The 24,025-nt window shown below is 33.9% G+C and carries 20 protein-coding genes and 14 tRNA genes; 2 read left to right on the forward strand and 32 right to left on the reverse strand.

The window, feature by feature from the left end; genetic code table 11:
• Positions 1–25: 25 nt before the first annotated feature.
• Positions 26–1,543 carry a TROVE domain-containing protein gene (locus tag ABD745_RS11275; protein ID WP_344829626.1) on the reverse strand — a complete coding sequence of 506 codons (1,518 nt, stop codon included), beginning with the start codon at positions 1,541–1,543 and terminating at the stop codon, positions 26–28.
• 369 nt (positions 1,544–1,912) lie between these two features.
• Between ABD745_RS11275 and ABD745_RS11280 the strand changes: the two genes are divergently transcribed.
• Positions 1,913–2,365 (forward strand): VOC family protein, encoded by a 453-nt coding sequence (locus ABD745_RS11280; RefSeq protein ID WP_344829634.1) that lies wholly within the window; start codon positions 1,913–1,915, stop codon positions 2,363–2,365.
• A 61-nt stretch (positions 2,366–2,426) separates the two neighbouring features.
• Here the strand turns inward: ABD745_RS11280 and ABD745_RS11285 are convergent, their stop codons facing one another.
• Both ABD745_RS11285 and ABD745_RS11290 read right to left on the reverse strand, forming a co-directional pair.
• The gene (locus tag ABD745_RS11285) at positions 2,427–3,527 is read right to left on the reverse strand and encodes a slipin family protein (protein ID WP_344829642.1); all 1,101 of its coding nucleotides are present in this window, start codon (positions 3,525–3,527) and stop codon (positions 2,427–2,429) included.
• 880 nt (positions 3,528–4,407) lie between these two features.
• Positions 4,408–5,457 (reverse strand): NAD(P)-dependent alcohol dehydrogenase, encoded by a 1,050-nt coding sequence (locus ABD745_RS11290; RefSeq protein ID WP_344829648.1) that lies wholly within the window; start codon positions 5,455–5,457, stop codon positions 4,408–4,410.
• A 227-nt stretch (positions 5,458–5,684) separates the two neighbouring features.
• Between ABD745_RS11290 and ABD745_RS11295 the strand changes: the two genes are divergently transcribed.
• Positions 5,685–6,581, forward strand: coding sequence for a helix-turn-helix domain-containing protein (locus ABD745_RS11295; RefSeq protein ID WP_344829654.1), 897 nt, complete (start codon positions 5,685–5,687; stop codon positions 6,579–6,581).
• 50 nt (positions 6,582–6,631) lie between these two features.
• Here ABD745_RS11295 and ABD745_RS11300 read toward each other — a convergent pair whose 3' ends face one another.
• The 29 genes from ABD745_RS11300 to ABD745_RS11440 form a co-directional block, all read right to left on the reverse strand.
• Positions 6,632–7,183 carry a 3'-5' exonuclease gene (locus ABD745_RS11300; RefSeq protein WP_344829658.1) on the reverse strand — a complete coding sequence of 184 codons (552 nt, stop codon included), beginning with the start codon at positions 7,181–7,183 and terminating at the stop codon, positions 6,632–6,634.
• 26 nt (positions 7,184–7,209) lie between these two features.
• Positions 7,210–7,755 carry a 3'-5' exonuclease gene (locus tag ABD745_RS11305; protein WP_344829665.1) on the reverse strand — a complete coding sequence of 182 codons (546 nt, stop codon included), beginning with the start codon at positions 7,753–7,755 and terminating at the stop codon, positions 7,210–7,212.
• Between the two features lie 184 nt (positions 7,756–7,939).
• A complete protein-coding gene (locus ABD745_RS11310; RefSeq protein ID WP_344829672.1) occupies positions 7,940–8,503 on the reverse strand; it encodes a metallophosphoesterase in 564 nt (187 codons plus the stop codon).
• Positions 8,504–8,671: 168 nt separating this feature from the next.
• Complete coding sequence (locus tag ABD745_RS11315; RefSeq protein ID WP_344829679.1) at positions 8,672–9,616, reverse strand: MBL fold metallo-hydrolase; 945 nt, start codon at positions 9,614–9,616, stop codon at positions 8,672–8,674.
• A 198-nt stretch (positions 9,617–9,814) separates the two neighbouring features.
• A complete protein-coding gene (locus tag ABD745_RS11320) occupies positions 9,815–10,831 on the reverse strand; it encodes an RNA ligase, Rnl2 family (protein WP_344829685.1) in 1,017 nt (338 codons plus the stop codon).
• An 11-nt stretch (positions 10,832–10,842) separates the two neighbouring features.
• Entirely contained in the window at positions 10,843–11,214 is a 372-nt protein-coding gene (locus ABD745_RS11325; RefSeq protein ID WP_344829691.1) for a cyclic-phosphate processing receiver domain-containing protein, read from the reverse strand.
• 11 nt (positions 11,215–11,225) lie between these two features.
• On the reverse strand, positions 11,226–12,002 hold the full coding sequence (locus ABD745_RS11330; RefSeq protein ID WP_344829696.1) for an ATP-grasp domain-containing protein: 777 nt from the start codon (positions 12,000–12,002) through the stop codon (positions 11,226–11,228).
• 24 nt (positions 12,003–12,026) lie between these two features.
• Positions 12,027–12,839, reverse strand: a complete 813-nt coding sequence (locus ABD745_RS11335; protein ID WP_344829699.1) for an ATP-grasp domain-containing protein — start codon at positions 12,837–12,839, stop codon at positions 12,027–12,029.
• A gap of 98 nt (positions 12,840–12,937) precedes the next feature.
• A complete protein-coding gene (locus tag ABD745_RS11340; RefSeq protein WP_344829702.1) occupies positions 12,938–13,423 on the reverse strand; it encodes a ribonuclease H-like YkuK family protein in 486 nt (161 codons plus the stop codon).
• 44 nt (positions 13,424–13,467) lie between these two features.
• A tRNA-Gln gene (locus ABD745_RS11345) sits at positions 13,468–13,540 on the reverse strand.
• A 34-nt stretch (positions 13,541–13,574) separates the two neighbouring features.
• A tRNA-Phe gene (locus ABD745_RS11350) sits at positions 13,575–13,647 on the reverse strand.
• 22 nt (positions 13,648–13,669) lie between these two features.
• A tRNA-Leu gene (locus tag ABD745_RS11355) sits at positions 13,670–13,743 on the reverse strand.
• 144 nt (positions 13,744–13,887) lie between these two features.
• Positions 13,888–13,960: transfer RNA gene (locus ABD745_RS11360), tRNA-Glu, on the reverse strand.
• 80 nt (positions 13,961–14,040) lie between these two features.
• A tRNA-Tyr gene (locus ABD745_RS11365) sits at positions 14,041–14,127 on the reverse strand.
• Positions 14,128–14,585: 458 nt separating this feature from the next.
• A tRNA-Asn gene (locus tag ABD745_RS11370) sits at positions 14,586–14,657 on the reverse strand.
• Between the two features lie 5 nt (positions 14,658–14,662).
• Positions 14,663–14,735: transfer RNA gene (locus tag ABD745_RS11375), tRNA-Glu, on the reverse strand.
• Positions 14,736–14,741: 6 nt separating this feature from the next.
• Positions 14,742–14,813: transfer RNA gene (locus ABD745_RS11380), tRNA-Pro, on the reverse strand.
• Positions 14,814–14,881: 68 nt separating this feature from the next.
• Positions 14,882–14,953, reverse strand: a tRNA-Asp gene (locus tag ABD745_RS11385).
• 7 nt (positions 14,954–14,960) lie between these two features.
• A tRNA-Arg gene (locus tag ABD745_RS11390) sits at positions 14,961–15,034 on the reverse strand.
• Position 15,035: 1 nt separating this feature from the next.
• Positions 15,036–15,112, reverse strand: a tRNA-Lys gene (locus tag ABD745_RS11395).
• Between the two features lie 7 nt (positions 15,113–15,119).
• Positions 15,120–15,193, reverse strand: a tRNA-Arg gene (locus ABD745_RS11400).
• Positions 15,194–15,201: 8 nt separating this feature from the next.
• Positions 15,202–15,324: transfer RNA gene (locus ABD745_RS11405), tRNA-Ile, on the reverse strand.
• Positions 15,325–15,331: 7 nt separating this feature from the next.
• Positions 15,332–15,399 (reverse strand) — tRNA-His (locus ABD745_RS11410).
• An 872-nt stretch (positions 15,400–16,271) separates the two neighbouring features.
• Positions 16,272–17,294 carry a tetratricopeptide repeat protein gene (locus ABD745_RS11415; RefSeq protein WP_344829705.1) on the reverse strand — a complete coding sequence of 341 codons (1,023 nt, stop codon included), beginning with the start codon at positions 17,292–17,294 and terminating at the stop codon, positions 16,272–16,274.
• Positions 17,287–18,999 carry an APC family permease gene (locus ABD745_RS11420; RefSeq protein WP_344829708.1) on the reverse strand — a complete coding sequence of 571 codons (1,713 nt, stop codon included), beginning with the start codon at positions 18,997–18,999 and terminating at the stop codon, positions 17,287–17,289. Before ABD745_RS11420 ends, ABD745_RS11415 begins: the two co-directional genes overlap by 8 nt.
• Positions 18,989–21,370 carry a hypothetical protein gene (locus ABD745_RS11425; protein ID WP_344829711.1) on the reverse strand — a complete coding sequence of 794 codons (2,382 nt, stop codon included), beginning with the start codon at positions 21,368–21,370 and terminating at the stop codon, positions 18,989–18,991. The genes ABD745_RS11420 and ABD745_RS11425 overlap by 11 nt, the downstream gene beginning before the upstream one ends.
• A complete protein-coding gene (locus ABD745_RS11430) occupies positions 21,361–22,104 on the reverse strand; it encodes a hypothetical protein (protein WP_344829714.1) in 744 nt (247 codons plus the stop codon). The genes ABD745_RS11425 and ABD745_RS11430 overlap by 10 nt, the downstream gene beginning before the upstream one ends.
• The gene (locus ABD745_RS11435) at positions 22,077–23,210 is read right to left on the reverse strand and encodes an AAA family ATPase (protein ID WP_344829717.1); all 1,134 of its coding nucleotides are present in this window, start codon (positions 23,208–23,210) and stop codon (positions 22,077–22,079) included. The genes ABD745_RS11430 and ABD745_RS11435 overlap by 28 nt, the downstream gene beginning before the upstream one ends.
• A gap of 42 nt (positions 23,211–23,252) precedes the next feature.
• Positions 23,253–23,894, reverse strand: coding sequence for a hypothetical protein (locus ABD745_RS11440; protein WP_344829720.1), 642 nt, complete (start codon positions 23,892–23,894; stop codon positions 23,253–23,255).
• Between the last annotated feature and the right edge of the window lie 131 nt (positions 23,895–24,025).

Consider the following 24,025-nt stretch of genomic DNA (forward strand, 5'->3'; position numbering starts at 1 on the left):
GTTTTATTTTTAAAAGCAGTGCCTTTTACAGCACTACTTTTTTAATCATTTCTACTGCTGTTTTTCGGTCTTCCAAAGCATTCAGTACATCGAAAATTTTGTCGGACCAGCCTGCGATAAGATATACATCATTTTTTCTGACATCTAACGGCTGTTTTCCGTAGCCCGCCAAATCAAAAATATACAATTTTGCATTGGGGTTGAAACTTTTGTATTGATTCCATGAGTTTTCAAAGGAATTTCTACCTCTGTTGCTATCCCAAAGCTGAGTGTCGGTGAACAACATTACTTTATCCACTTTTTCACGTCTGTTCAGCAAATCTTCAATCACCAAATAACCGTTTGTGGAATAACCAACTTCACCTTCTCTTTTATAAAATGCATCAACGTTTCTCAAGATACCGTTTTTAGGCATCGGAACTCTCTTCCAACGGTCACCAAACATACCTGAAATCACATTTTTGCACTGTGACTGCAACATCATCGACATCAACAAACCGATATCATACAACAAAACTTTAGATTTCGGGGAAACCGGCTGTTGCATCGAACCGGAAACGTCTGCTGCGATCACCACCGAAGTATCGAAACCAAAACCTTTGATATTTTTTGCACTCACCATCACCGCATCTTCCAATGCTTCTAAAATTGATGACAAGTAAGGTGAATCGATCGTTTTCAATTCTCTATACGCCGCCAAAAATCTGAATGGCAATTGTTTTGAATTTCTCACCGCTTTTTCATCCGACAAATAGTTGCACACTTTGTACATCGCATCTGAAGAAACGTTGGCTTCCAGGATATTTCGCAAGTTTCGTAACGTTGCCATATAACCCAGTTTATTACTGAAAATCAATTCTTCCCATTTGTTTTTAAAAGCTGATTTTCTTTCTGCTTCATCAGCAAATTTTGTCTGACCCAACACTGAAAGTTCAACTTCCCAAGTATATGGAGTTTCCAACGCATCGTTTACGATTTTGTTGAAAATTGACTGTTGATTTTCGTCTTTTGCTTTTGGGTGAACCAAGAATAATGCGTCCTTCAAAGTTACTTCAGCTTTTCTGTTGTATTTTGCGAATTGGTATTCATCAAATTTGTTGAAAGATTTTACCAAACCTTTTTGAATTTGTTTTGAAAGTTTGTTCAGCTTTTTTGTTTCTGTTCTTTCGTTTGCCAATTGGTAATAAGCCAGCAATTCTGTGATTTCATCAGCTCTTTGGATAACTCCGTTAACTGTTTTGCTTACCAAGTCTGTACCTGAAGCTTTTTTCGCCAATTCAGTCGTCAAAACCAATGGAATTGAACGCAAATACATTTCTTTTCTTGCATAAACCGCCAATTTTGCAACAAATTCAGGATCGTTTTTTGTAATCAAAGATTGAATTCTTGCCAATCTGTCATTTCCTTTTTCATAGGTTGCATTTGATAATCCTGTTGTTACAACAGCACTATATAGTTCTTCTGCAGGTGTCATTGTATAAGCTTTTGCACCTTCGTAGTTGAGTACTACTTTATTCTCTTTTCTTAAAAAATTAAATTTCATGGTTACTGTTTTTTTGTTAAACATTTCGGAGGATTATCATTTCCTCTCTGATTTCTTATGCAAAGTAAGGATGGTTTTGCGCAGTGTTTTTGCGTAGTTAATTTTTTAAAAAAAAAATTTATTTTTTGATTAATTGATTGCTGAATAGTTTTAAACACCATAATAATCATAAAGTTTGTCATTCCGTAGGAATCTCGGCAATGTTTACAATAACGAGGCTTAGATTCTTACGGAATAACAAAAATAGTATTGATTTTTAAAGTCAATTAAAAATAAAATCTATCTATCATTCATTTTACATAATGGAATCGATAGTTTCAGTTTTTTGGAAATATGTTGTCTAGCTTTGTGTACATTAAAATTTAAGCTATGATAAAAGGATTATATGAAACTCACGTACAGGTAAGCAATTTAGAAAACTCAATAAAATTTTATACTGAAGTTTTAGGTTTGGAATTTGCTCATCATGATGGAAACCGTCCAATTGCATTTTTATGGATCGGAAAAAATAAAGAAGCCATGCTTGGTTTGTGGGAGCAAAAAGAAAATTTACAGACGAGACATTTTGCTTTTTCCGCTGATAAAGAAGATATTTTAAATTATTCCGTTGAGTTTTTGAAAAATAAAAATTTAAAACCTTATAACTTTTTAAAAGACGGAATTGATGAGCCAATGGTTTTTGCGTGGATGCCGGCTTTAGCAATTTATTTTAATGACCCGGATGGAAATCAACTGGAATTTATTTCTATTTTGGAAGGAGAAGGAAAACCGGAATTGGGAGTTATTTCTTATGAAGAATGGATTCAAAAAACTCAAAATTAAACACAAAAAAAAGACAAATCCATTTCTAGATTTGCCTACAATATAATGTCAGTTATTAGTTTTATTTTGCGAAGATCTCTTTCAGCTGAGAAAGGATATTACTGTTTCCGGAAACGGTGATATCTCCAATTTTGTCGGCGATTTTTTCCATATATTCCATTTCTTTCAGCTTCCATAGAACTTCGTTTTCTTCCATCAGTTTTGCAGTGTTCAGCAAACTTCTTGTGGAAGCAGTTTCTTCACGACGCATGATGCTGTTTGCCTGTGCTTTTTTCTCGGCGATCAAAACCTGGTTCATGATTTCTTTCATTTCTCCTGTCAAGATCACGTCACGGATTCCGGCATCAGAAGCTCTGAGACCTAGATCTTGTGCTTTGTTTCCAAGATTTTCAAGGATCTCTTTTCCTACAGAATCTTTTTTCACAAGCAATTCATCCAACGTCAAAGCTCCAACGAACTCACGCAAAGCCAACTGCATCAAAATATATAATTGCTTATCATATTCTTTATTTTCCATTAAAGCTTTTTCAATATTTTCCACCTGAAAACGCACATAGAAATTGATACGAAGCATCGCTTTATCTTTCGTCAAAAGTTCCTGACCTGCAATTTCCATTTGCTGCATACGCGTATCGATAACTTTTACTTCAACAGAAATTTCGTTGTTCCAGAAGTAGTAAGTTCCGGCTTCTAAGATTTTGGTTAATTTTCCGTCAATCAACAATAATCCTTTATATTGATTTGTCACCATAAACTTTCTTATGAAATTTTTCAACTTCATATTTTCCAGGATTGTCTTAGAGATTTTCTCTGTGATGTCAACTTTCGTTAAGTCAACTTTTTGAAATTCTCTGCTCAAAACACCTTTCCAGAAAGCGTATTGACCAACATTCAAAACTTCTTTGAAGATACCGTTTTCCTGTACCAAGACAATTTCACCATCTTTCACATCAACAACTTCCAACATGGAATTCAAACTTTCATTTTTCAATAAAAGATTCAAGTCTTCAATCGTTTTAAATTGATTTTTCATTTCATGAACTTCTACAGATTTATTCCCGAAAATCCAATGATTACCTTCTTTTAAAATTTCAATTAAGTTTCGGTTTTTGAAAACCAAACCCACCTGATAGGCTTTAATTTGTACATTTTTAAACATCATATTTTATTTTAAGTGTTATTAATTTTAATTAAAAAAGGGGAAATCCGAGATTCTCTCTTCCAAAAATGGCGGAAGGAAAGTTTTTCACAAAATTCCATTCATTTTTAGATTAATATTTTTTGAACTGATTTCAAACTTTAAGATCTTCATTAAACTTATTCTTCATTTCCACTTTTTGCAGTGAATTTTCTCTAATATGCATTTCTAAAATCTTCTTGTATAAAAATTTATTCAATTATCATTCATCCGTCAACCGAATTTCATTTCCAGAAAAAATCTTTTCTTACAAGCTTTTTCAAAATGTTGATTCAACAACTGAAAAAAACTCAAATTTTCCCATAACGAATGTTTTTTAATGAGAAACATTCCAAAACTCTCATAAAAAAATAGATTTTGAGTCTATTTTCAACTACAGTGATAGTGTAGTGCTCTAACCAACTGAGCTACTTCACCCGAAGTGAAGACAGGATTCGAACCTGTGCTAAAAATCTATTGTTCTACCAATTGAACTATATTCCCATTTTGGAAATAGAAGGAATCGAACCTTCAACCTATAGAGCCGTGTGAAGTTTTTTGGCAAACTCCTGAAACCTTCAAGTCAAGTTGAACAGAAAAAAATAATGTTTCTCAACAAAATCTCCTGCAATGGTGCTATACAGAAACACTCAACAAGACCCGCCTGATATTTTGACTAAAATCTGTTCTTCAAATTTTAGTGTTGTTTCATTTTGATGATGCAAAGTAAAGTTGTTATTGCGCAGTGTTTTTGCGTAGAAAATTTTAATACAAAAAATTATATTAAATAAAAAAGCAGGCTACCAAAAGTAACCTGCTTTAATTTCCCGTATAAAAAATTTAATAATTTTCCTGATTCGATTATCTACAAAGTGGACATATCAATAACAAAACGATATTTCACATCTCCTTTCGCCATACGATCAAAGGCAGCATGAATATTTTTCATCTCTATCATCTCAATATCAGCAACAATCTGATGCTCTGCGCAGAAATTTAACATTTCCTGAGTTTCCGGAATTCCTCCCGAAGCCGACCCTACAATACTTTTACGACCCAATTGAAGCATTCCAACATTTTTTAACACTATTCCTTCCGGCGGAATTCCAACAACAATATGAATTCCGTCGAGTTTTAATAAAGAAAGATAAAAATCAAAATCGTGTTCTGCACTTACTGTATCAACAATGAAATCAAATGATGACTTAACTTTTTCCACAGCTTGTGCATCGGTCGTAACCACAAAATGATGTGCTCCTAACTTTTCTGCATCAGTAGCTTTGTGAGGTGAAGTGCTCAAAATAGTTACTTCAGCACCTAAAGCCACCGCAAACTTCACCGCCATATGTCCTAAACCTCCCAATCCTAATACAGCAAGCTTATGTCCTTTTCCTACTTTCCAGTGTTTAAGCGGAGAATAGGTGGTAATTCCTGCACACAACAAAGGTGCTGTCGCTGCAAGATTCAGATTTTCAGGAATACTTACTGCAAATGATTCATCCGAAACGATCGTGTCAGAATATCCTCCATAAGTCGGCAATCCGTCTCTGTATTTATCTATTGCATTGTAAGTTGGTATAACACCATTCTCACAGTATACCTCAAGACCTTCTTCACAATATTGGCAATGTCTGCATGAATTCGCAAGAGTTCCAACCCCTGCAAGATCACCAACTTTAAATTTCTTTACATGATCCCCCACTTCAATAACCCTTCCTACAATTTCATGACCGGGAACCATCGGAAACACTCCGGGAAACCATTCATTATTAATCTGCGCCAGATCAGAATGACATACTCCACAGTATAAAATTTCGATCTGTACATCATGGTTACCAACATCTCTTCTTTCAAAATCCCACGGTGCAAGTTTATCGTTTGGATTTTGCGCTGCATATGCTTTAGCTTTTATCATATTAGTATAATTTAATAGCACAAAATTATCTCAACATTATACCATCCGATATGTATTTATCAAATCAAAAACTGTAAAAATCAAAGAATTAAGTAATTATTATTTCTTAATTTTATATATATGAATATTTGATTTTTACAACTTTATGTTTGAAAAAGGCAATATTTCAAAATCTAATTACTGTAATATTGTATATATTATTAATGTAAATATTTAATAGTCGGGAAATGAATTTACACGAAGATTTAAAAATGGATACAAGGGTTTTCATGCCCGGAACCGTAGAAAAAGACATTAATAATTTCAATGTCTTCCATGTAAAGCATAACAATGATGAAAGATTCAACTGTAAACCTTTTAATCGTAAAACACTGTATAAAATCAGTTTATTAAAAGGAAAGACCAAATTGTATTATGCTGATAAAATAATAGAATTTGACTGTGCATTACTTTTTTCAAATCCGAATATTCCATATTCCTGGGAACATCTGGAGTCTGATCAAACTGCCTATTTCTGCGTTTTTACTGAGGTTTTTTTTAATCCTTTTATAAACAATTTTAAAGAATATCCTGTTTTCAGGCCCGGAAGTGTTCCTTTGTATCATCTCGATCCGGAACAATTTGATAATTTCAAAGATATTTTTGATCAGATGCTTCATGAGATTACTCTGGAATTTAATTATAAATATGATACCTTACGAACTCTTGTTCTCCAACTTATATTTAAAGCATTAAAACTAGAGCCTGCAGCTTATCAACAATATAAAGACTCAAACGGATCTCAGAGAATTGCATCTATTTTTTTAGAACTATTGGAAAGACAATTTCCCATTGAATCCACCATGCAACGTATGGAATTCAAACATCCGACCGAATTTGCCCGACAATTATCTGTACATGTCAACCATCTCAACCATGTGATGAAATCTGTGACTGAAAAAACAACTTCACAGGTAATCAGCGAAAGAATTATGCAGGAAGCAAGAAGCCTTCTTCAGCACACGAACTGGAATATCTCAGAAATTGCCTGGAGTCTCGGCTTTGATGATCTATCTCATTTTATTAATTTTTTTAAAAGGAACCAACAGCTTACCCCAAAAATCTACCGGAAAAACACAATTTAAAAATAAAAAAACTCCCTTTCGAAGGGAGTCATTCTATAAAAATATAATTATTAATACTGTTGCAAGCACCAATGCAAAATTTTTGCAATATTTTTCGCATCATCCACACCTCTGTGATGAGTACCTTCAAGCTTGAAATTCAATTCGCCTAAAGCTCTTGCCATTCCGACACTTTTGCGAACCGTCGGATGCGTTTGTCCGAATAATGTTTTCACATTGATATGATCATCACTCAAAGGATAATCGACATTGAATTTTCTCGCCTGATTTTGAAGCATATTCAAATCATAATTTCCATAACTTGCCCAAGTCAGGTCTTCAGAATCGTATTCTGCTCTCAGAATATCTAATGCATCTTCTAGTAAAATACCTTCTTCATCAAGCATTTTCTGAGTAATGGAAGTCAGTTCCGTACAAAACGGACTCACTTTTGAGTATTGAGGTTTCACTAAGATTCCTTCATTTTGCGAAATCTTACCGGTTTTTGTATCCATAATACAAACTCCGATTTCTATGATTTCACTTTCCTGACCTCTCGGCGGTCGGTCATCCCAGCAAGTAGCTTCGAGGTCTATAATTAATATGTTATTTGTTGTTTTCACTTTTTTAAATGTTTATTGTTAAATAATTACCGTAAAATTTCTCTCAAAATTCTGGCGGCATTGTAAGCGTCGTCTGCTCCGCTGTGATGGTGTCCTTCAAAATTCATGTTCATGGCGTGAAGGGCTCTTTTCAAACCCATCATTTTATGAAGTCCGTTATATTTTTTGAATTGATGCATTACATTTAAATAATTTTCGGAAAAAGGATTTTCGATACCGAGATAATCACACTGTTCCATGATCTGCTCTTTATCAAAATTTCCAAAACCTGCCCAGGTAAGAGAATTTGAATCATATTCATCCCTTATTTTCTCACAGGCTTCTTCGAAATGAATTCCTTTTTCTTCTATCAGTTTGGGAGTAATCCCTGTCAGATCTGTACAAAATTTACTTATTTTAGACCTTTCCGGAATGACATAAATGCTTTGTTTCTTAGAAATTGCTTGTGTTGTTCTGTTTAATTCGCAAATTCCTATTTCTATAATATCGACTTTTTGTCCGGTGGGAATTCTGTCGTTTTCCCAACATGTGGCTTCCAAGTCGATGATTAATATTTCATTGGTTGTTTTCATTTTTATTATTTTATTCTACATTTTTTATTCATCTGCATGCGGTTTACTAATTGAAGGAGAAAGCGGGAAGAAATACCCTGAAGAAGAATTGCTGCTAAAGCTCTGCAAAGATAAAACCATCAGTACGCATCCTATTTACGCAGTAAAAAAAATAAATCAAAAAAGCTCCCCGAAAGGAGCATTTCTAATTTCTCGGCGCAAAAGGTGGTGTCCATTTTTTCTTCTTCATTAATTCCTTGACTTCCTCGTAAGAAACTGGGCAAAAATTATGACAATCTACTCCAACGTCAATGCTTAAAGCCATTTCGTCATCCGGCAATGTACCGTGAGAATGTCCGTAGAGTTGCCAAACACCACGATGTGAACCGTTCCAGGTTCTCATGGAGTAATGAAAAAGAATGATTTTTTGTTTTCCGTTGCTGTTTTCCGGTTCATCAATTTTCAATTCATGATAATCTCTTATGGAAGCAAATCTTTTAGGATAAGTTAAAGCTGCCCCTTCATGATTTCCTTTTATCAAGTGAATATTTCCATTTAATCTGTCTAAAATTTCTTTGGTAAAGTCAGGTTTTCCCAAACTCACATCTCCCAAATGGTAGACTGTATCATTAACTCCAATTTTCTCATTCCATCTTTTAATGAGCTCTTCATTCATCTGTTCCAAAGACTCAAAAGGTCGTTCGGAAAATTTTATAATATTTTCGTGACCAAAATGATGGTCTGCTGTAAAAAATATATTGGGTTTCATTTTTTTGATTTTGTTTTTAACCACAAAAGCTTAACATCATGTTTGTCATTCTGAAAGAATCTAAACTGTATTTTAAAATTATTATTCTACAATGTTGCTTAGATCACTACGTGATGACAAAGTGAGTTTTTATTATCTTTGTGGTTTTAGTTTAATAAATATTTTTAATTAATTTCCTTTAAACGCTTTATAAAAAGCAGTTTCAATTTCCAGTTTATCACTTTCTACATATCTTCTTGAAAAGTGAATCGGGATAGCTTCTTTCACTTCACATTCCTTCATGATCCTTCCGGATGCAGAAGCAAAACTGTGATAATTGAGCTTTGCAAATTCCTGATCTTCATCTTTATAAAATGTTTCAATGTAAACCATATCCGCTCCTTTGAAAACCGTTTTGATTTTTTCATAATTATCCTCGCAAACGGCATGATCCATAATTACACCTAATTTGTAACCTTCATTTCTCGTCAAAAAATGAAACAAATCAGAAGTTTTGAAAACTGTTTCATCGATCTGAATTTCTTTATCTGAATCGTTGTTTTCAAAAGCTAATTTCAATTCGCTGATCCATTTTCCTTTTTTGAATTCGGACGTGTTTTCATTAAAAGTGATCGAATCTTTTTCCTTGAACAGATAAGCGATTGAATCTGTTTTATGATCAAGAATTGCAAAATCAACATTCACATACTCATCTTCAAAAAGGAAATTCTGAGTTGTTACCAACTCAAGATTCCAGTATGGCGGACGAATTTTATATATATTAATTTCTTCCTTAGAAATTATCTCACGGATTTCATATTCAATGGCATTTTCATCAATTAAATTCCAAGTGTAAGATTTTAACCTGGATTCAACTTGTTGATGAATATTTTTCGGTCCGCAAATCACAATTTTTTCTCCGCTTCCAATCTGATGTCTGAAAATTCCGTCAAAATTTGAAAAGTGGTCAATGTGAGTATGACTGATAAATATTGCCGAAACTGACTGTATTTCTTTCACGGTCAACAAACTCGCTTCACCACAATCACACAGATAATGTTTCCCGGAATTGGGGATTTTTATTAATATACTGATGTCTTCTCTTAAAAGACTTTTTATTTCTGCCTGTAACATTTTTTTCTAGTTTTTATTAATCATAAAGTTTTTCACTTAGTTTGTCATTCCGTAGAAATCTAAGTGCATATCTTTTATTATTCTACAAACTTTGCTTAGATTCCTACGGAATGACAAACAGAGCGTTTAAATAATAATTTTTTTCACTTGTATGTTTTAAATTTAACAATAAAAAGTTTCGATAATAAATTACCGAAACTAAACTTTAAGAGTCATCAACTCTTCTTTTACAACGTCAATGACTAAAGAATTCAACTTTTTGTTGATCCTTTTCTGTTCTTGTTTTTCTATGGTTGTGAAAACTTTCGGGAAATCTTTTTCAAAATCTTCCAAAATATCCTGTGAAAAAAGACCAATCACTTTCCCAATCATCTTGGGTTCAAATTCACCAATCTTGCTGACAACGTTATTCAACCTGTTTGGAGTTGCATATTTTTGGATTTCTTCCCAAATATTCTGAGCTTTTTCGCTAAAGTTGATTGATTTTTGAACAGTATTATGCTGTTTTCTTACCACTTTAGATTTTTCGACCCATTTTTCATTTTTATTTTTTAAAATGACTCTTGAACCGTTTCCAAAATATTTGGTTTTCAAAGTTTTAACGATCGTTCCTTCGCACATATTGTCCTCAATTTCAGGTAATCCCAACCAAGCCGGAATTTTAGAATCGAAAACATTTGGGAACTTCAAAGCCTCATCCAAAGTCCCTTGAAATAAGATTTTTGCATAGAAAAATCCGGTTTCCTCGAAAATTTGGTTCACCAAATCTGTATCCAAATAAGTAGTGCTGTTCAATTTGATGTCGAATCCGTAAAATTCGTTATGAGGTGCATATTCAACACCTTTTTGAACTTTTATCGCATCTTTTACGGGCTCAACTTCTTTATGTTTGTAACCTCCACCGAATAATTCACCGTAGATCACTACAGTTTTCAAATCCGGATGAATAGTTTTCACTTTTTCGAACAAATCAATTACGTTTTTTCTGTAACGCTCCAACATTTGATGGGCGTTATAGAATTTTTCATCCTTCTCGACGAAAGCAGTTCTTTTCGCGATTTTAATCTCCTTTCCGTCGGTAAAGAAAGAGAAATTAGCACCGTGAACCTTTTCCTGTACAATGAAAACCTCATCCCCAAAACCCTGCAACCTGATCTGATCGATCACACGAGTTTGGTAAGCATTTTCTATAGAGTTATATGTTTTGAAAATCATTTTTTTAGTTTTTAATAGTTTTTGAAATTTTTTAAAAGGCTTTCAATATTTTCCTTTCCCACAGGATTCATGGAGTGGCAGTAGAATTTTGGTAAGTCTAAGTAATTATCTATACAATATTCTACCAACCATTTTGCACAATCGTAGCCTGTTTTTTCTACAAATTCCTGAGAATTTGGTTTTAAATAATGTTCATCTGCAAGGTCGTGATCAAAAGAAATCATTTCCGGAAGTCCTTTTTCCAAAATCCTGTTGACAAACTGCTCGTAATTTCGAACGATATGCCAGTCTTTTCTGAGGAAAATATCCTGTTTTGTATAATGATAAGCCTCAATGGGATATCTTATATCATCCAGAAATAATAATCTTTTTGTAAGTTCCATCGCTTTATTTTTTAGTTGGAAAAGTAAATATTCAATGCTTTGATAATACTTTTCACGTTGGTATTTGGATAAAATCCGGAACTATTGATGCAATTTATTTCAACAACTTTCCAGCCTTCATCCGTTAAACAAATATCCATAACAAAAGCTTCTTCAAGATTGAAAAGTTGGAGCATATCATTGGCGAAAATCAACCCGTCATCTGAAACTTTTTCTTCGAAAGGCGCATTATCATTAAATTTATAATATCCTGCATCGATAATCTGTCCGCCAACAATCCAAAGTCTTGCTTCTTTTATAGTTCGTTTTGCTTCAGAAATCTGAATCAAAGAATCTTCTGTAATTCTGTTTAATTTATTTTCCAGTGATTCAAAAACAAAATCTTTCCATTCTGTTTCTGTGAAAACTTTTCCTGTAAAAATTTTCGCTTCATTGTAAGGTTTGATGAATTTGAGTTCATCTTTTTCCCAAATTAATTGTTCCGAAATTTTATGAACGGAAACTTTGTGATTCAAAAGGTTTTCACCATAATATTTAGAATACACTTCATACAGGTGATTTCCTCCGTAAAAAGAACCTGGAAACCAGTCGGTATTTTGTTTTGCCAATCTTGCAATCGTTACCGAACCATACACGAAAACATCTTTTCTGTCTGTTTCGAAGTCTATTTTTTCTGCATTAGGTGGAATATTTATGACATCATAGTCAATATTTAATTCTTCCAACGCATCAAAAATTTTGTAATGATCGGGATCTAAATATACATTAGCCTGAACTAAAAAATACATGGTTATTAGTTTTTTAAGGTTCTTTTATTTACTTTTTACAATACCTGATAATTCCAGTTTTGCATCTTCTGGAAACCCTGAAAGACCGGGAATATCGTTGTATTCTAAAATTGCTTTTTCTCCATTTTCTGTTTCCAGAACATCAATGGCAACAATATCTGCTTTGATGTTTTCCTGTAGCAGTTTTACTTTTTCTATCCATTCTTTTTCCGGCTCGATGATTTGATATTCCTGGGTTAACGAATTGGCTTTCCAATATTTGCCTTTTCTTTTCATTGCCCAAACTTTATCATTTACAGCCAGATAACGAATGTCATATTTATAGTTAATAAATTTCTCTATCGTCACATAATCCTGATGAATAAACAGTAAATCTTTCAGTTCTTCCCATTGTTCTTCGGTCGAAACCAGACTTTTCCCATATCCTCCATGATGATTTCCAACTTTAACAACGAAAGGAAAATGCATTTCCAGATTTTTCAGTTGGGTTGTATTGGTTGCCACATTAAAATCAATAACAGGTAATCCAAGTCTTTTCAATCTATTTAACATTGATAATCTTTCGTATCCCGTTAATAAAGTTGAAGCTGAATTCACACAAGGAACTCCGGAATATTCAATTAATTCCAAAATATTTCTGTGTTTTGCTTCAGGATTTACTGCTCCCAATCTCCAAAAAATAACATCCGGTTTGCAGACTCCATCCTCATCAATAACATACAATTCAGCATCTTTTACAATAAATTCTGAGGTCTGAACTTTCTTCTGAACCACATTAAATCCTGCAAAATAATCTTTCCAGTATTTTTCTCCGTTAATGATTAAAATTGTTTTCATAATTTATTTTTTTTGGATGGAAGTTGGAAGCTGGATGAAGGAAGTTAAATTCATACTTTTAGAAAACTTCAAGCTTCCATCCTCCCGCTTCCAACTATCTACACCATCATATCAGCACAATTTGAACTTGCGAATGCGTAAGGTTTTGCTTTAAACACATATCCCATTCCCAGAATATATCCCATTGCGTCTTTCAAAGCAACGTTGGATTTAAAATCCGGATCAGTGTTAATGTCTGCATGCACCTCCATTTCTACATCATAGGTTTCCAGAATAGAGCAAATGGCGTAGGCGATTTCCACGGATTTGTTGACCTCGTTCAACATTCGTTCTTTAATACTGATACTCTGTATTTCTCTTTCTTTTCTGATAAAGGTAAACGCTCCTTTTCCCTCACGAATAAAGACAACTGCCGTAGCGTAATTAATGGCATCACCATAAACATGGGAGTCTGAACCCACACACACTTTCAGTCGGTGTCCATTTGCCTGTTCGCGGATGATGGCTTCTTCTACCAGCTGTGTGATAGAGTGTTGGAAAATTTTTCCAGTCATGTTTTGCCATGTTTGTTGTTGCGTTTCCATTTTTTCTACATGTTTTAAATTTGTTTTGTTTAAATTTTAATTTGTTGATTCATCAGGACTCGAACCTGAACAACAAGAGTCAAAGTCTTGTGTGCTGACCAATTACACTATGAATCAGTTTTTTGAGTTATTATTCATTGCGCATATTTCGTGGAACAGACAGGAATTGAACCTGTACCTTTAGTTTTTCAGACTAACGTGCAGACCTGCTACACCACTCTTCCAATTTTTTCTAAATAATTTTTGTACGGAAAGAGGGACTCGAACCCCCAAAACCTTGAGCCTAAATCAAGTGTGTCTACCATTTCCACCATTCCCGCAAGTTTTTATAAATGATAATTGATCAACTATCATTTATAAAATTAGGTCTGAGAAAAGCTTGTCTATATTTATAAACTATGCCTGTTATATTTGTAAAGATCTTCTGCGCTTGACAAACTTTTCTCCTTTCCATTTAAACCTAGTACTCTATAAGGGAATCGAACCCTTGTTTTCTGCTCGAAAGGCAGGCGTCCTGAACCGTTAGACGAATAGAGCAATAAACCATCTGACTAGGAATCGAACCTAAACAACAAGAGTACATTTCCTGCATGCTGCCATTACATTATCAGCGGTGTTGGTGGAAGTAGTAGGATTTGAACCTACTCAGCAATGAAGCAACAGATTTACAGTCTGCCCCGACTCTCCAACTTCGGCGTACTTCCGGTTTTTGAAATTGGTTGATAGTTGCTGGTTGATAGTTTTTAGATAACACACATCTCTAACTTTTAGTTTCTAACATCTAATTTCTCATTTGAAGAAAAACAAAGCCTGTCTTTAATTTTTTTAGTTTGATATAAGAACTTCTACGCTCGACAAACTTTTACTTTTTCTTCGGAACTAATCTCATTTTAGTTATTTGAGATGGTTATGGGAGTCAAACCCACTCAGTTTTCACAACGGTTTTGCAGACCGCCCCGACTCTTCTACTTCGGCGAACCATCAGATTTTATAAGTGATCAATAATGGGTAATGAGTAATTTCCACTTTACTGATTATTCTTTTTTTATTTAAATTTTCATTAAAAAAATAAAGTCTGTCTTAATTTTTGTTTGATATAAGAACTTCTGCGCTTTGACAAACTTTTTCTTTCTCTTTGAAACAATTAACATTTAGTTATTTGCGATTCCGGAAAGATTCGAACTTTCAACTTCCTGTTTAACAGACCGGTGCTCTACCATTGAGCTACGAAATCATTTGTACTCCATAAGGGAATCGAACCCTTATTTACTGCTCGAAAGGCAGCCGTCCTAAACCATTAGACGAATGGAGCAAATTGTCTGGAAAGCAAGATTCGAACTTGCGACCTCCCGCGTCCAAGGCGGGTAAACAACCACCGTTATCTTTCCAGTTTTGCAGATTCACTTCAAAATTCTTTTCCGAGAGACAGTCGGATCGGAAATTTTCCGTGAATCGTTGCGGTCTATGCGAGAATCGAACTCGCAGTGCCTGAGCGACAGTCAGGCAGGTTAACCATTACCTCAATAGACCTTTTTTGTGATTCCGACAGGGCTCGAACCTTCAACCTTCGGTGTCGTAAACCAACGCTCTATCCAGTTGAGCTACGGAACCTTGGTAATCCCAGAAAGATTTGAACTTTCAACCCCCGGTTTAAAAGACCGGTGCTCTAACCATTTGAGCTATGAGATTCTATTTGTAATCTTAGAAGGGCTCGAACCTTCAACCTCCGGTGTCGTAAACCAACGCTCTATCCAATTGAGCTACAAGATTATATTTTGTAATCCCAGAAGGATTGTTCATGAATTTTATTTTTCTTTTTTGAATTCACGAATACTTAGTATTTCAAACCTTCAACCTTCGGCGTATCAGACCGATGCTCCAACCCATTAAGCTATGAGATTTTCACTTTGGGTATCTCCGGGAATCGAACCCTGTTCTCCGGTTCCACAGACCGACGCTTTACCAAATAAGCTAAAGAAACCATAAAAAAAGCGCCTCTTTTCGGGAGGCGCTTTATATATTTTGACGTGTCGCTACATTAGCTGACCCATTTATATAAGCACCTTTTTTCCACAAATTCACTATCAAGAAGAACAATACAAGCATAATCCTGTCCCATCGGCTCTTGTCCGTGTCGTCTTGAATACTGATTAGATATGTTATGTAATTGTTTCATTATATTCTTGTTGTTTAAAATTGTTTTTTTGAAAGATTAAAAACGTGTTGCTTTTAATTTTCGGTTGCAAAGTAAGTATGATTTTTTTTAACTCACAAATTTATTTTTAAATTAACTATTTGAAAATCAATTAATTATGCTTAATTTTTAGAATAAAGGATTTCTGTCCGTAATATTTTACAGATATCTTAATTACCTAAATGACTGTCTCTCATCGGGTTATTGATCACGCTTTATTTACTTATTAATTGTTCATTGTTGATTAAATAATTTTCACTTTTATGGTTATTTTTTTTCATTCTAAATAATTTCTGCCCTAAAAACACAAAAAACGCCCCGATCATCGAGGCGTTTCTGCAGTATTTTGATTAAATTTTTACGAGTTTACAGTAAATAATTTTCAAAGCAAGCACATTTCGCCTCATCCAATATCATCCATTCATATCCAAACGATCCCTTTAGTACAGGGCGATCGCATAGATTCAAACTGATATGTGCTCTTTGTATTGTCATAATTTTATTGGTGCAAAGATAATTTTTTTTCTTAATTAATTGTTAATTTTGTCATTGCGAGAAGCAAAGCGACGAAGCAATCTCTATCAGAAAATGGGTTTATTTAATTTAGATTGCTTCACCTTCGGTTCGCAATGACAGAAGCATATTTTTTTACTTCTAATTCCTAAACATCCTATTTCTCCCCGTTTTATACCTAGAAATATCTTTCAAAATCACCTCATCACCGGGATTGAAATGTTTTAATTCATTGACGATCTCAGAACGGGTGGCAACTTTTTCCGCGATGATTTCGTAGGCAATATTTCTTGTTGTATTTTGAAGTTTTAGATCTTTTTTAAATTCATACTTCATAGCCTCTAGGTAAACAATCTTTTTATCGGAAGGTGTTTTGTCATACAATTCCTGAATTTGCTGATCAAGTTTTTTCACATCAAAAATATTGGCAAAATAATTATTCAGACAATTGAATGCATCACGATCTTCTTCCCAGCCTTTTAGCAAAATCTTCTGTGCTTCATCCGGCATTTCCATTTTTTTACGATAAATCAGAGAACCTTTTACCATCTGGTTGTTGTTTACATAATCATCTATAACCATTTGATAATAAGTATTTGAATTTTTAACATCATTAATTTGTCTGTACAAATCGCCTACTTTTTCCTTTTGTTCAAGTTCTTTATATAGATCGATCGCTTTTTTAAATTGCTTAGCTTTTTCATAACAATTCGCGGCTTCGGATTTATTTTTTAATTTTTTAAGATAAATAACAGCTGCTTCATTATACAAACCACCACCTTCCAATGTTTTCGCACCACGATAATTGTCACGAAGAAGATTCATATACACTTTTGCTGCCCGTTTATAATCTTTTTCGTCGATATATTTCTGAGCCAGATCTTCGTATTTATTTCTAATTTTATCAAACAATGAAGGTTCAAGATAGAAATTTCCACCTCCGGCTCCGCCTCTGCGACCGCCAGAACTTTTCTCTTTCTCCTTGTCTTCCAGCCTTAGAAGAACAATGAAAATGATGAAAGCAACAATCGCAAAAATTACCAAAGTTCCGATGACACTCCAAAAACTCTGATGAAACAGCTGTGCCAAAATCCCGATAACCTTAATGATCACCAGAATAAAAAATGCCGCCATGAATTTGTCTATAAACTTCTGCTTATTCATCTTTATCTGTTTTTAAAATGGTTTTGTCTTCGCTGAAAAGACGGTAAAGAAGTACTACAACACCGATAATGAGAATCCAAACAAACCAGTTGTAGCCGAACATTTCGATCAAAGGATAGAAAATATACGCTAACATAGCAACTAATAGAATAATAAGAAAAATTTTAATTCCGCTCGGAACATTGTCTCCACCAATATTTAAAGATTTTCTTTTTACAATAAAAGAATAGAGCCCGACAACGCCTGTCATGAAAATTATTAACCAAATAATCTCCGAGAAAGAGATATCATTTTTCGAATAAGGCTTTTCATTTTCCAGTGTTTCCACTTTTTTTGCTTTATTCGGATCAATCGGGGGTTCAATATATTCTTTTGTTCCGTATAGACGTCCTAATGAATCTTCAATTAAGACCTGTTTCTTTTTCAAGATTGTTTTTACAATTCCCTGATCAGCAGGTTTTCCGGAACTTATTTTATTTAAGGAATCTGTAATTTTCTTCGTGTATTTTTCTTCGCTTTGAGCTAAATATTTTACGATTTTTTTACTGTAAACCGTTTTTAAAGAATCTTTTGACTTGTCAATTTTGTTATTTATTTTAGAAAGCTCTTTGTAGAGCTCATTCGGATCACGCTTTCCCTGTTTTTTGTATTCATCAATCCTATTTTTATCCTGAGAAATATAAACAGAGGTAGCAGTAGCATATTCATTAATAATTTTATTTCTTTCCTTTCCGTAAAGAGAGTCAATCTTCATATCAATATCCGTAACTCCTGACTGATAGGCTACAACAGGGTTCATTATATTTTTATCCACTTCGGAAAACTTCCCCGACGAAACCGGTGGAGCTTCTTCTACAGGTTTTTCTTTATTCAAAAACATGAATAATCTCACCAATCCAATGGCTATTAAAAACACCCAAAATATCCAACGATATTTCTGAGAATAGGTTGAATTTGTACCATCTTCAGAATCTCTACCGAATAATTTTCCGAGCCAGGTATTTTCAAAGTTAAATTTTGCAAAACCGTCGCCTCTGGAAGTCCCCATTACATCAAGCGGAACACCTAATTCTACCGCTCTGTCGGGATATTTTTCGATATAGCTTAAATATTTTTCGATCTCTTTTTTGTTTCCGGCCATCACTTTTTTCATATCGAAAGGAAGATCTTTCATCCATTCTTCTTCGGTTTGTGGTGTTTGAAGCGCTTCCAAAACTTTTTCATCATCCATTTCAACCGTGTAACTCTCAATTTTCTGAGGAATTTTTACACCGTTAGATGGTTTTCGGATTTTATCTTCAGATTGTTTCGGATTTTGAATTAATGAGATCCAGTCGATTTCTTCATTTAATTTTACCAATCCGAATTCGGGATGCATGATCAGAAACTCAGCATCAATATTTTGCCAGTCTTCAGGATTGAGTTTTGGATAAAAAATGGTGTTTTCAGGAATGAAAAACTTATTATTAACACATTGAAAATAAGAATTTTTTCCGATTTCACTCGGAGCATTATTTTGAAAAATCAAAAAGCAACCAAACAAAACATTTGGCTCATTGGAAGGAATCGGAAAAGATCGGACCTGATCTAAATCTATCCCTAAAATTTCCATCTCGTGAAGCCACGTCAAAGATGAAGAACCTTTTATTAAAAGTCCTTTTTTATGATAATTATTTTTCGGAAAAGGTTTTATTCTAAGTTCCATATTCCCAAATTTGATCGATAAATTCTTCAAAATATTCGGTATACATTTCCTCTGAAGTTCTTACTTTCAGTAAGGTAGTCTCTGGTAAATAATATTCTGAGCCGCTAAATTCCGTATGAGTAGCCACAGCAAGAAAACCACCAATCGATGTTGGTACATAAAAAACAGGAATATTTTTGTTACTGCTTTTAAAAGTGAGCATCCCGCGAGAATCTGTAATAATTTCGCTGCCATCGGAAAATGTAAATTTATTCTTATTTTTTTCTGCTATAATATTGGCAACTGTTCTGTTTTTATAAATTTGCAATGCACCTTGATAGCTTTTGTGCAATTCATAATTTGATATGACAATGTTTTTATTTTCATTGATCCCGATATTCATAAAATTACTCAATATCTTATTTTCATAATCATTAAGTCTTTCAATCTCACCTGTAACTTTTGAAACGCTTTTCTGAATTTCATGATCATTCTTTACATTTTCAAGCGCAATATTTCCTTCGACGTTTATTTCTTCAATCCAGATCGCATCTTCATGCCACAGATAAAAGTTCCTTTTAAAATAAATAAGTTCTAAACTGAAATGTATTTTTCTTCCTGTCAAATTCAATTCAGAATATTCTTTTGTATTCAGATTCAATTTTGAAATCAGCTTTTTATCCGGTTGATACTGGCAGAGAATAAATTCCTGTTTTTTATTTTTTGCCAATGCAAACTGACCTTTGGGTTTTATAGAAATATTTTCGATTACAACTTCACATCCCCGATAAATTTTCGATGAATGATAATTTTTTCTGTCGTAATAATTATCTGACAAGTATGTTTTCAGAAGTTGTTTTTTATTGCTTAAAATAAAAAATTCACCTTCATATAAAAATGTTGCTATCTTATTGACAGGAGCTGGGAACAAAATCGGATAATTCAAAGGCAAATCAGTTTTTTTGCCATTAATATTCTCACCAATCTTTTTTCGTCGTGGCGGATTTGCCCATAATTCCTGCAACGGAAGAACTATTTTCTGAATGTGTTTTCTTGTTCCTTTATGATGTTTATAGAAATTCAATTCGCCATCGGAAGAAGTTGTTACTAAAAATTTCAGTCGATCCCTGTTTTCATGAATGACTTTTTGAAGATTTTGGCTGACTACATTTTCCTGATGCGTGATGAAAAAAACTTCCAGATCTTTTTCTGTATATTCTTCATTAAAAAACTTTTCTAGCGCATAAGAAACTTCCAAAACCGGACTCACCTGATTCAGGTTTTCTATAACTTCATCTACCTTATCCAGCGAAATCGGGATATTGGTTTGTCCCAACGCAAAAACCTTACATTCGGAATGCGCTTTCGGATGTTTGATCACCGCAATTGCCGATGCAAATGCCAAAACTTTTGGAGTTCCCCAGTTTTTCAGGGAAGTATCTATGAGAATAATTCTTTCAAAAATATTTTCTTCAGGCGGAATTTCACGCTGAATGTACAACGCTTCATTATTCGCGACACGGTTCATGAAAACCTCATCTTCATTGGCAAATTCCGATAAAAGCATTCTGTTGAAATCACCTTTGTTGGTCATATCAGAAATTCCTCCGATCGGCTGTTCTCCGGGAGAAAGATGACGCATTGGGATTTTCAGACCGCTCCAGATTCTTTTTATCAAGCTTCCGATCTGAAAAGTTTTGGGCTCTTCAATTAATTCCTGAATAAAGTCTTTCTCGGTTTCGACAGTGGTTTCTTCCTGTACAACTTCATCTTCGAGTTCGGGAACATCGATAAAGCCTTTCATTACGTTAATAATGGATTCTGTTGTTGGGAATTTATGTTGAAGTAAAGCTAAAGTTTTGATATCCCTGTTAATAGCAACCGGAGTTAAATCTTTTTTATTTGCAGCTTCAGCAATTATATGAGGCTTTGTATCAAATATTTTTAAAATTAACCCAGAATTTATCGGGGAAACCTTATTATGACAATCTCCAAAAATAGTCTGCAGAAGGATAATTTTATTCTGTCCTTTTTTAAATGAACTTCCCAACTGGCTTAAATTTTCTAAAAATTTAATCGTATGCTCAATATCTAAAGCTATTTCCGGTGATACATTTTTTTGTCTATTCAAATAAAAAAAAACTCCATCAAGGTTTAAATATCCATCCTGAATTGCATATAAAACAAGAAGTAATGAACCAAAAGGCGGAAATCCCTGATCTTTCAATTCTTTTAAAATTTCCATCACATAAGGTCTGTAAGCAATCGCCCCTACATTGGGAATTGAAATAAGGTTATTTTCATTATATCTGGAAACATCAGGAATATCTTCATCAGTTGTCCACTCCCAGAAATAATTTATATATGATTGGAAATAAGCAATTACATCCATTCTTGTGATTTTTCAGTGAGACGAAATGAGCTTACGGAAAGTTTCCGGAAATCATCTTTATTAAGATGTAAAACACTTCCGTTTTCATTCCACAAAAGCCATTGATCCTGACTTGCATTATATTTTCTCTGCAATAAAGAACTCAAATTTTTAAACTCAAAATCAAAACCTGTCGGCAAAAGATGACCATCTTTCGTCCAATATGTTTTTCCCGGAAAACCCAATAACGGATTTCCTATAAATAATGCTTTATCATTAATGACAATCCAATTCAGTTTTTCCAGTTTGAATTTTGGTAAAGCAATAATTATTTCCTTAATTTCAGCAAATGAACTTAATAAAGCTATTCCCGGCTGTTCTTCTTCGCTTGACGTTAATTTAATTTCAACTTTTCCATCAATTCCAAAAAAATTCTGGTTCGATGGAGGAAAAGTTAATCGCAGTGCTTTATCAATCGGTGTCCAAAGCAAAGCCGTCCTTACTTTTTTACTTGGAACCAAAGCATCTTTTCGAAATAAAAGACCTTCTCTTAATTCATACAGCAAAAAATTCGGCAATTGTTGAATTTCCGACGAAACAGCCTGTTCATCGGTAAAACCTTTCAGCCAGATTACATCTTCCTCCAAAGCAATCTGAACATTTTTCCAGTCACGAATCGAGCCTAGAAAATCTTCATCAGCTCGGGGAATTTCTGCCCAAAATTCTTTTATACTGTTTGAAGAATCTTTTGCCATAGACTTTCGATTTCTTGTTGAATGTATTGTTTCTGCTCAGGATTTCTGATCCAGTCGCAACGGGTTTGAAGGTATCTTAATTTATCTTTGATAACATTTTGCTCTTCAAAACTCAAGGCTTCATTATTCCATTTTTCAACCAGAATTTTTACATCTTTCATTACTTCTTCCGGATTCGGAGTTTTGTTTTGTAAAGCTTGAGGATGAGATTTCGGGTTGTCGTCTTTTTCAATCGTTCTGTTGATAATTCCTTCCAGAATTTCGATCTGTTCTTCCGTATCCCAAATATGTTTCAATACCCATAAATCCGAAAGAATAGCTTCATTTCTGCCACAAATCAAAGCACTTGCAGCAATCAGATTCTGAAGTTTCACGGCTCTACGGTCTGAAATGGCGATTCCTGTATTTCGAAGATTGATAATTGTATTTAAATATACTTCGTAAATCGGTTTTAAGTCAATTGTTTTACACAAATTCTGAAGTGCTCTGATTTCGTTTGAAAGGATTTCAGGAGTTTCCGTTTCGATGTTATTTTCCAGTTTTCTTCCGGCTAAAAGTACCTGCTGAAGAAGATCGGGATGTACATAATCTACATTAATTCTGATCAGAAAACGGTCGAACAAAGCATTCAAAGCTTCGTCTTCAGGAAGAACGTTACTCGCTCCCACAAACATCAATGCAGGAAGATTTTTCGTTTCTTTTCCCCTTTTGAAAATCTTCTCATTCAAAGCCATCAAAAGGGAATTCAAAATTGCTGAATTGGCATTGAAAATCTCATCCAGAAAAACCATTGACGCTTCCGGCATCATTCCTTCGGTATTGGTCAGTAATTCTCCTTCTTTTAATTTTCTGATATCAAAAGGTCCGAAAATTTCATTTGGTTCGGTAAAACGTGTCAACAAATATTCGAAGTTTTTGCCGTCTTTTACAGTTTTTGCCAACGTTCTTACAATAGCTGATTTTGCAGTTCCCGGAGGACCGTACAAAAACGCATTTTCTCTTGCCAATAAACAGATTCCTAACAGATCTACCACATCATTTTTTCCGACAAAAGTGTCTTTAACGTAGGTAAGAACTGTGTTTAATTTTTCTATATTTTGAGTCATTAATTTTTTGTTTTATTTTTTTAACGCAAAGAGCGCAAAGATTTAATCATTTATATTTTTTAATTCTCTCCAAAAAACATCTTTATACATTCCAAATTCAGCGATCAACAGGCGATTGATATATGGAATTTCCGCCAATGAATAGGCTTTTTTTTCTACAATCCTTTCGAGATACAATTTTCTGTACGTTTTATCTTTTAATTCTTCTTCCCAATCGATACTTCCCAAATCCAGATCAAAACCAATTCCTGAATAATGAAATTGTTTTAAAATATTTTCCAACATCTTAATCAACGGATCTTCCGGATCGGCATTTTGTAAGGCCTTCATAATTTCCGGCAAAAACCTTAATGATAAATCTGCCGACAATAGAGAAGCAGCATTTCTGTTCCCACTGAACTGAGGGATTAATTTCTCCAGGTTTTTCGCGGTATCTTTTCGTATCAAATATAATTGGGCGCTGTGATAGAAAACTTTTGCAGCCCAAACTGCTGTTTCACAGTCACAATTGATCTGATCAGACAAAAATTCTAATCTTTCTTTTTCAAATTCGGACTCAAAATAATCTGCAGCATTCTGTTCTTCTTTTTTGGAGATTTCATGAAGATCTGTGAAAATGGTAATGCATTCATCCTTCCGAAGCAAAAATAAAGTATCTAAAAATGGGGATTTGGTTTCCATCATCTAACAAAAATAAAATTATTTCTCTGAGTATAAAATTTTTACATGAATGATTGATAATTAAATAATATCTTTTTAAAAATCTGAAAATATAATTACTCTGTGCTAGTCTCATTTTGTAAAATTTGAAATGA

This window comes from Chryseobacterium ginsenosidimutans, assembly GCF_039536845.1.
In the GTDB taxonomy this organism is placed as follows: domain Bacteria; phylum Bacteroidota; class Bacteroidia; order Flavobacteriales; family Weeksellaceae; genus Chryseobacterium; species Chryseobacterium ginsenosidimutans_B.

Bases quoted from the DNA above. Each gene is read 5' to 3' on its own strand.
- ABD745_RS11280 (WP_344829634.1), top strand. From the start codon at position 1,913: ATGATAAAAGGATTATATGAAACTCACGTACAGGTAAGCAATTTAGAA.
- ABD745_RS11315 (WP_344829679.1), bottom strand. From the start codon at position 9,616: ATGTTACAGGCAGAAATAAAAAGTCTTTTAAGAGAAGACATCAGTATA.
- ABD745_RS11305 (WP_344829665.1), bottom strand. From the start codon at position 7,755: ATGAAAACAACCAATGAAATATTAATCATCGACTTGGAAGCCACATGT.
- ABD745_RS11430 (WP_344829714.1), bottom strand. From the start codon at position 22,104: ATGGCAAAAGATTCTTCAAACAGTATAAAAGAATTTTGGGCAGAAATT.
- ABD745_RS11320 (WP_344829685.1), bottom strand. From the start codon at position 10,831: ATGATTTTCAAAACATATAACTCTATAGAAAATGCTTACCAAACTCGT.
- ABD745_RS11415 (WP_344829705.1), bottom strand. From the start codon at position 17,294: ATGAATAAGCAGAAGTTTATAGACAAATTCATGGCGGCATTTTTTATT.
- ABD745_RS11325 (WP_344829691.1), bottom strand. From the start codon at position 11,214: ATGGAACTTACAAAAAGATTATTATTTCTGGATGATATAAGATATCCC.
- ABD745_RS11285 (WP_344829642.1), bottom strand. From the start codon at position 3,527: ATGATGTTTAAAAATGTACAAATTAAAGCCTATCAGGTGGGTTTGGTT.
- ABD745_RS11335 (WP_344829699.1), bottom strand. From the start codon at position 12,839: ATGAAAACAATTTTAATCATTAACGGAGAAAAATACTGGAAAGATTAT.
- ABD745_RS11330 (WP_344829696.1), bottom strand. From the start codon at position 12,002: ATGTATTTTTTAGTTCAGGCTAATGTATATTTAGATCCCGATCATTAC.
- ABD745_RS11425 (WP_344829711.1), bottom strand. From the start codon at position 21,370: ATGGATGTAATTGCTTATTTCCAATCATATATAAATTATTTCTGGGAG.
- ABD745_RS11340 (WP_344829702.1), bottom strand. From the start codon at position 13,423: ATGGAAACGCAACAACAAACATGGCAAAACATGACTGGAAAAATTTTC.
- ABD745_RS11435 (WP_344829717.1), bottom strand. From the start codon at position 23,210: ATGACTCAAAATATAGAAAAATTAAACACAGTTCTTACCTACGTTAAA.
- ABD745_RS11275 (WP_344829626.1), bottom strand. From the start codon at position 1,543: ATGAAATTTAATTTTTTAAGAAAAGAGAATAAAGTAGTACTCAACTAC.
- ABD745_RS11310 (WP_344829672.1), bottom strand. From the start codon at position 8,503: ATGAAACCCAATATATTTTTTACAGCAGACCATCATTTTGGTCACGAA.
- ABD745_RS11290 (WP_344829648.1), bottom strand. From the start codon at position 5,457: ATGATAAAAGCTAAAGCATATGCAGCGCAAAATCCAAACGATAAACTT.
- ABD745_RS11440 (WP_344829720.1), bottom strand. From the start codon at position 23,894: ATGATGGAAACCAAATCCCCATTTTTAGATACTTTATTTTTGCTTCGG.
- ABD745_RS11420 (WP_344829708.1), bottom strand. From the start codon at position 18,999: ATGGAACTTAGAATAAAACCTTTTCCGAAAAATAATTATCATAAAAAA.
- ABD745_RS11295 (WP_344829654.1), top strand. From the start codon at position 5,685: ATGAATTTACACGAAGATTTAAAAATGGATACAAGGGTTTTCATGCCC.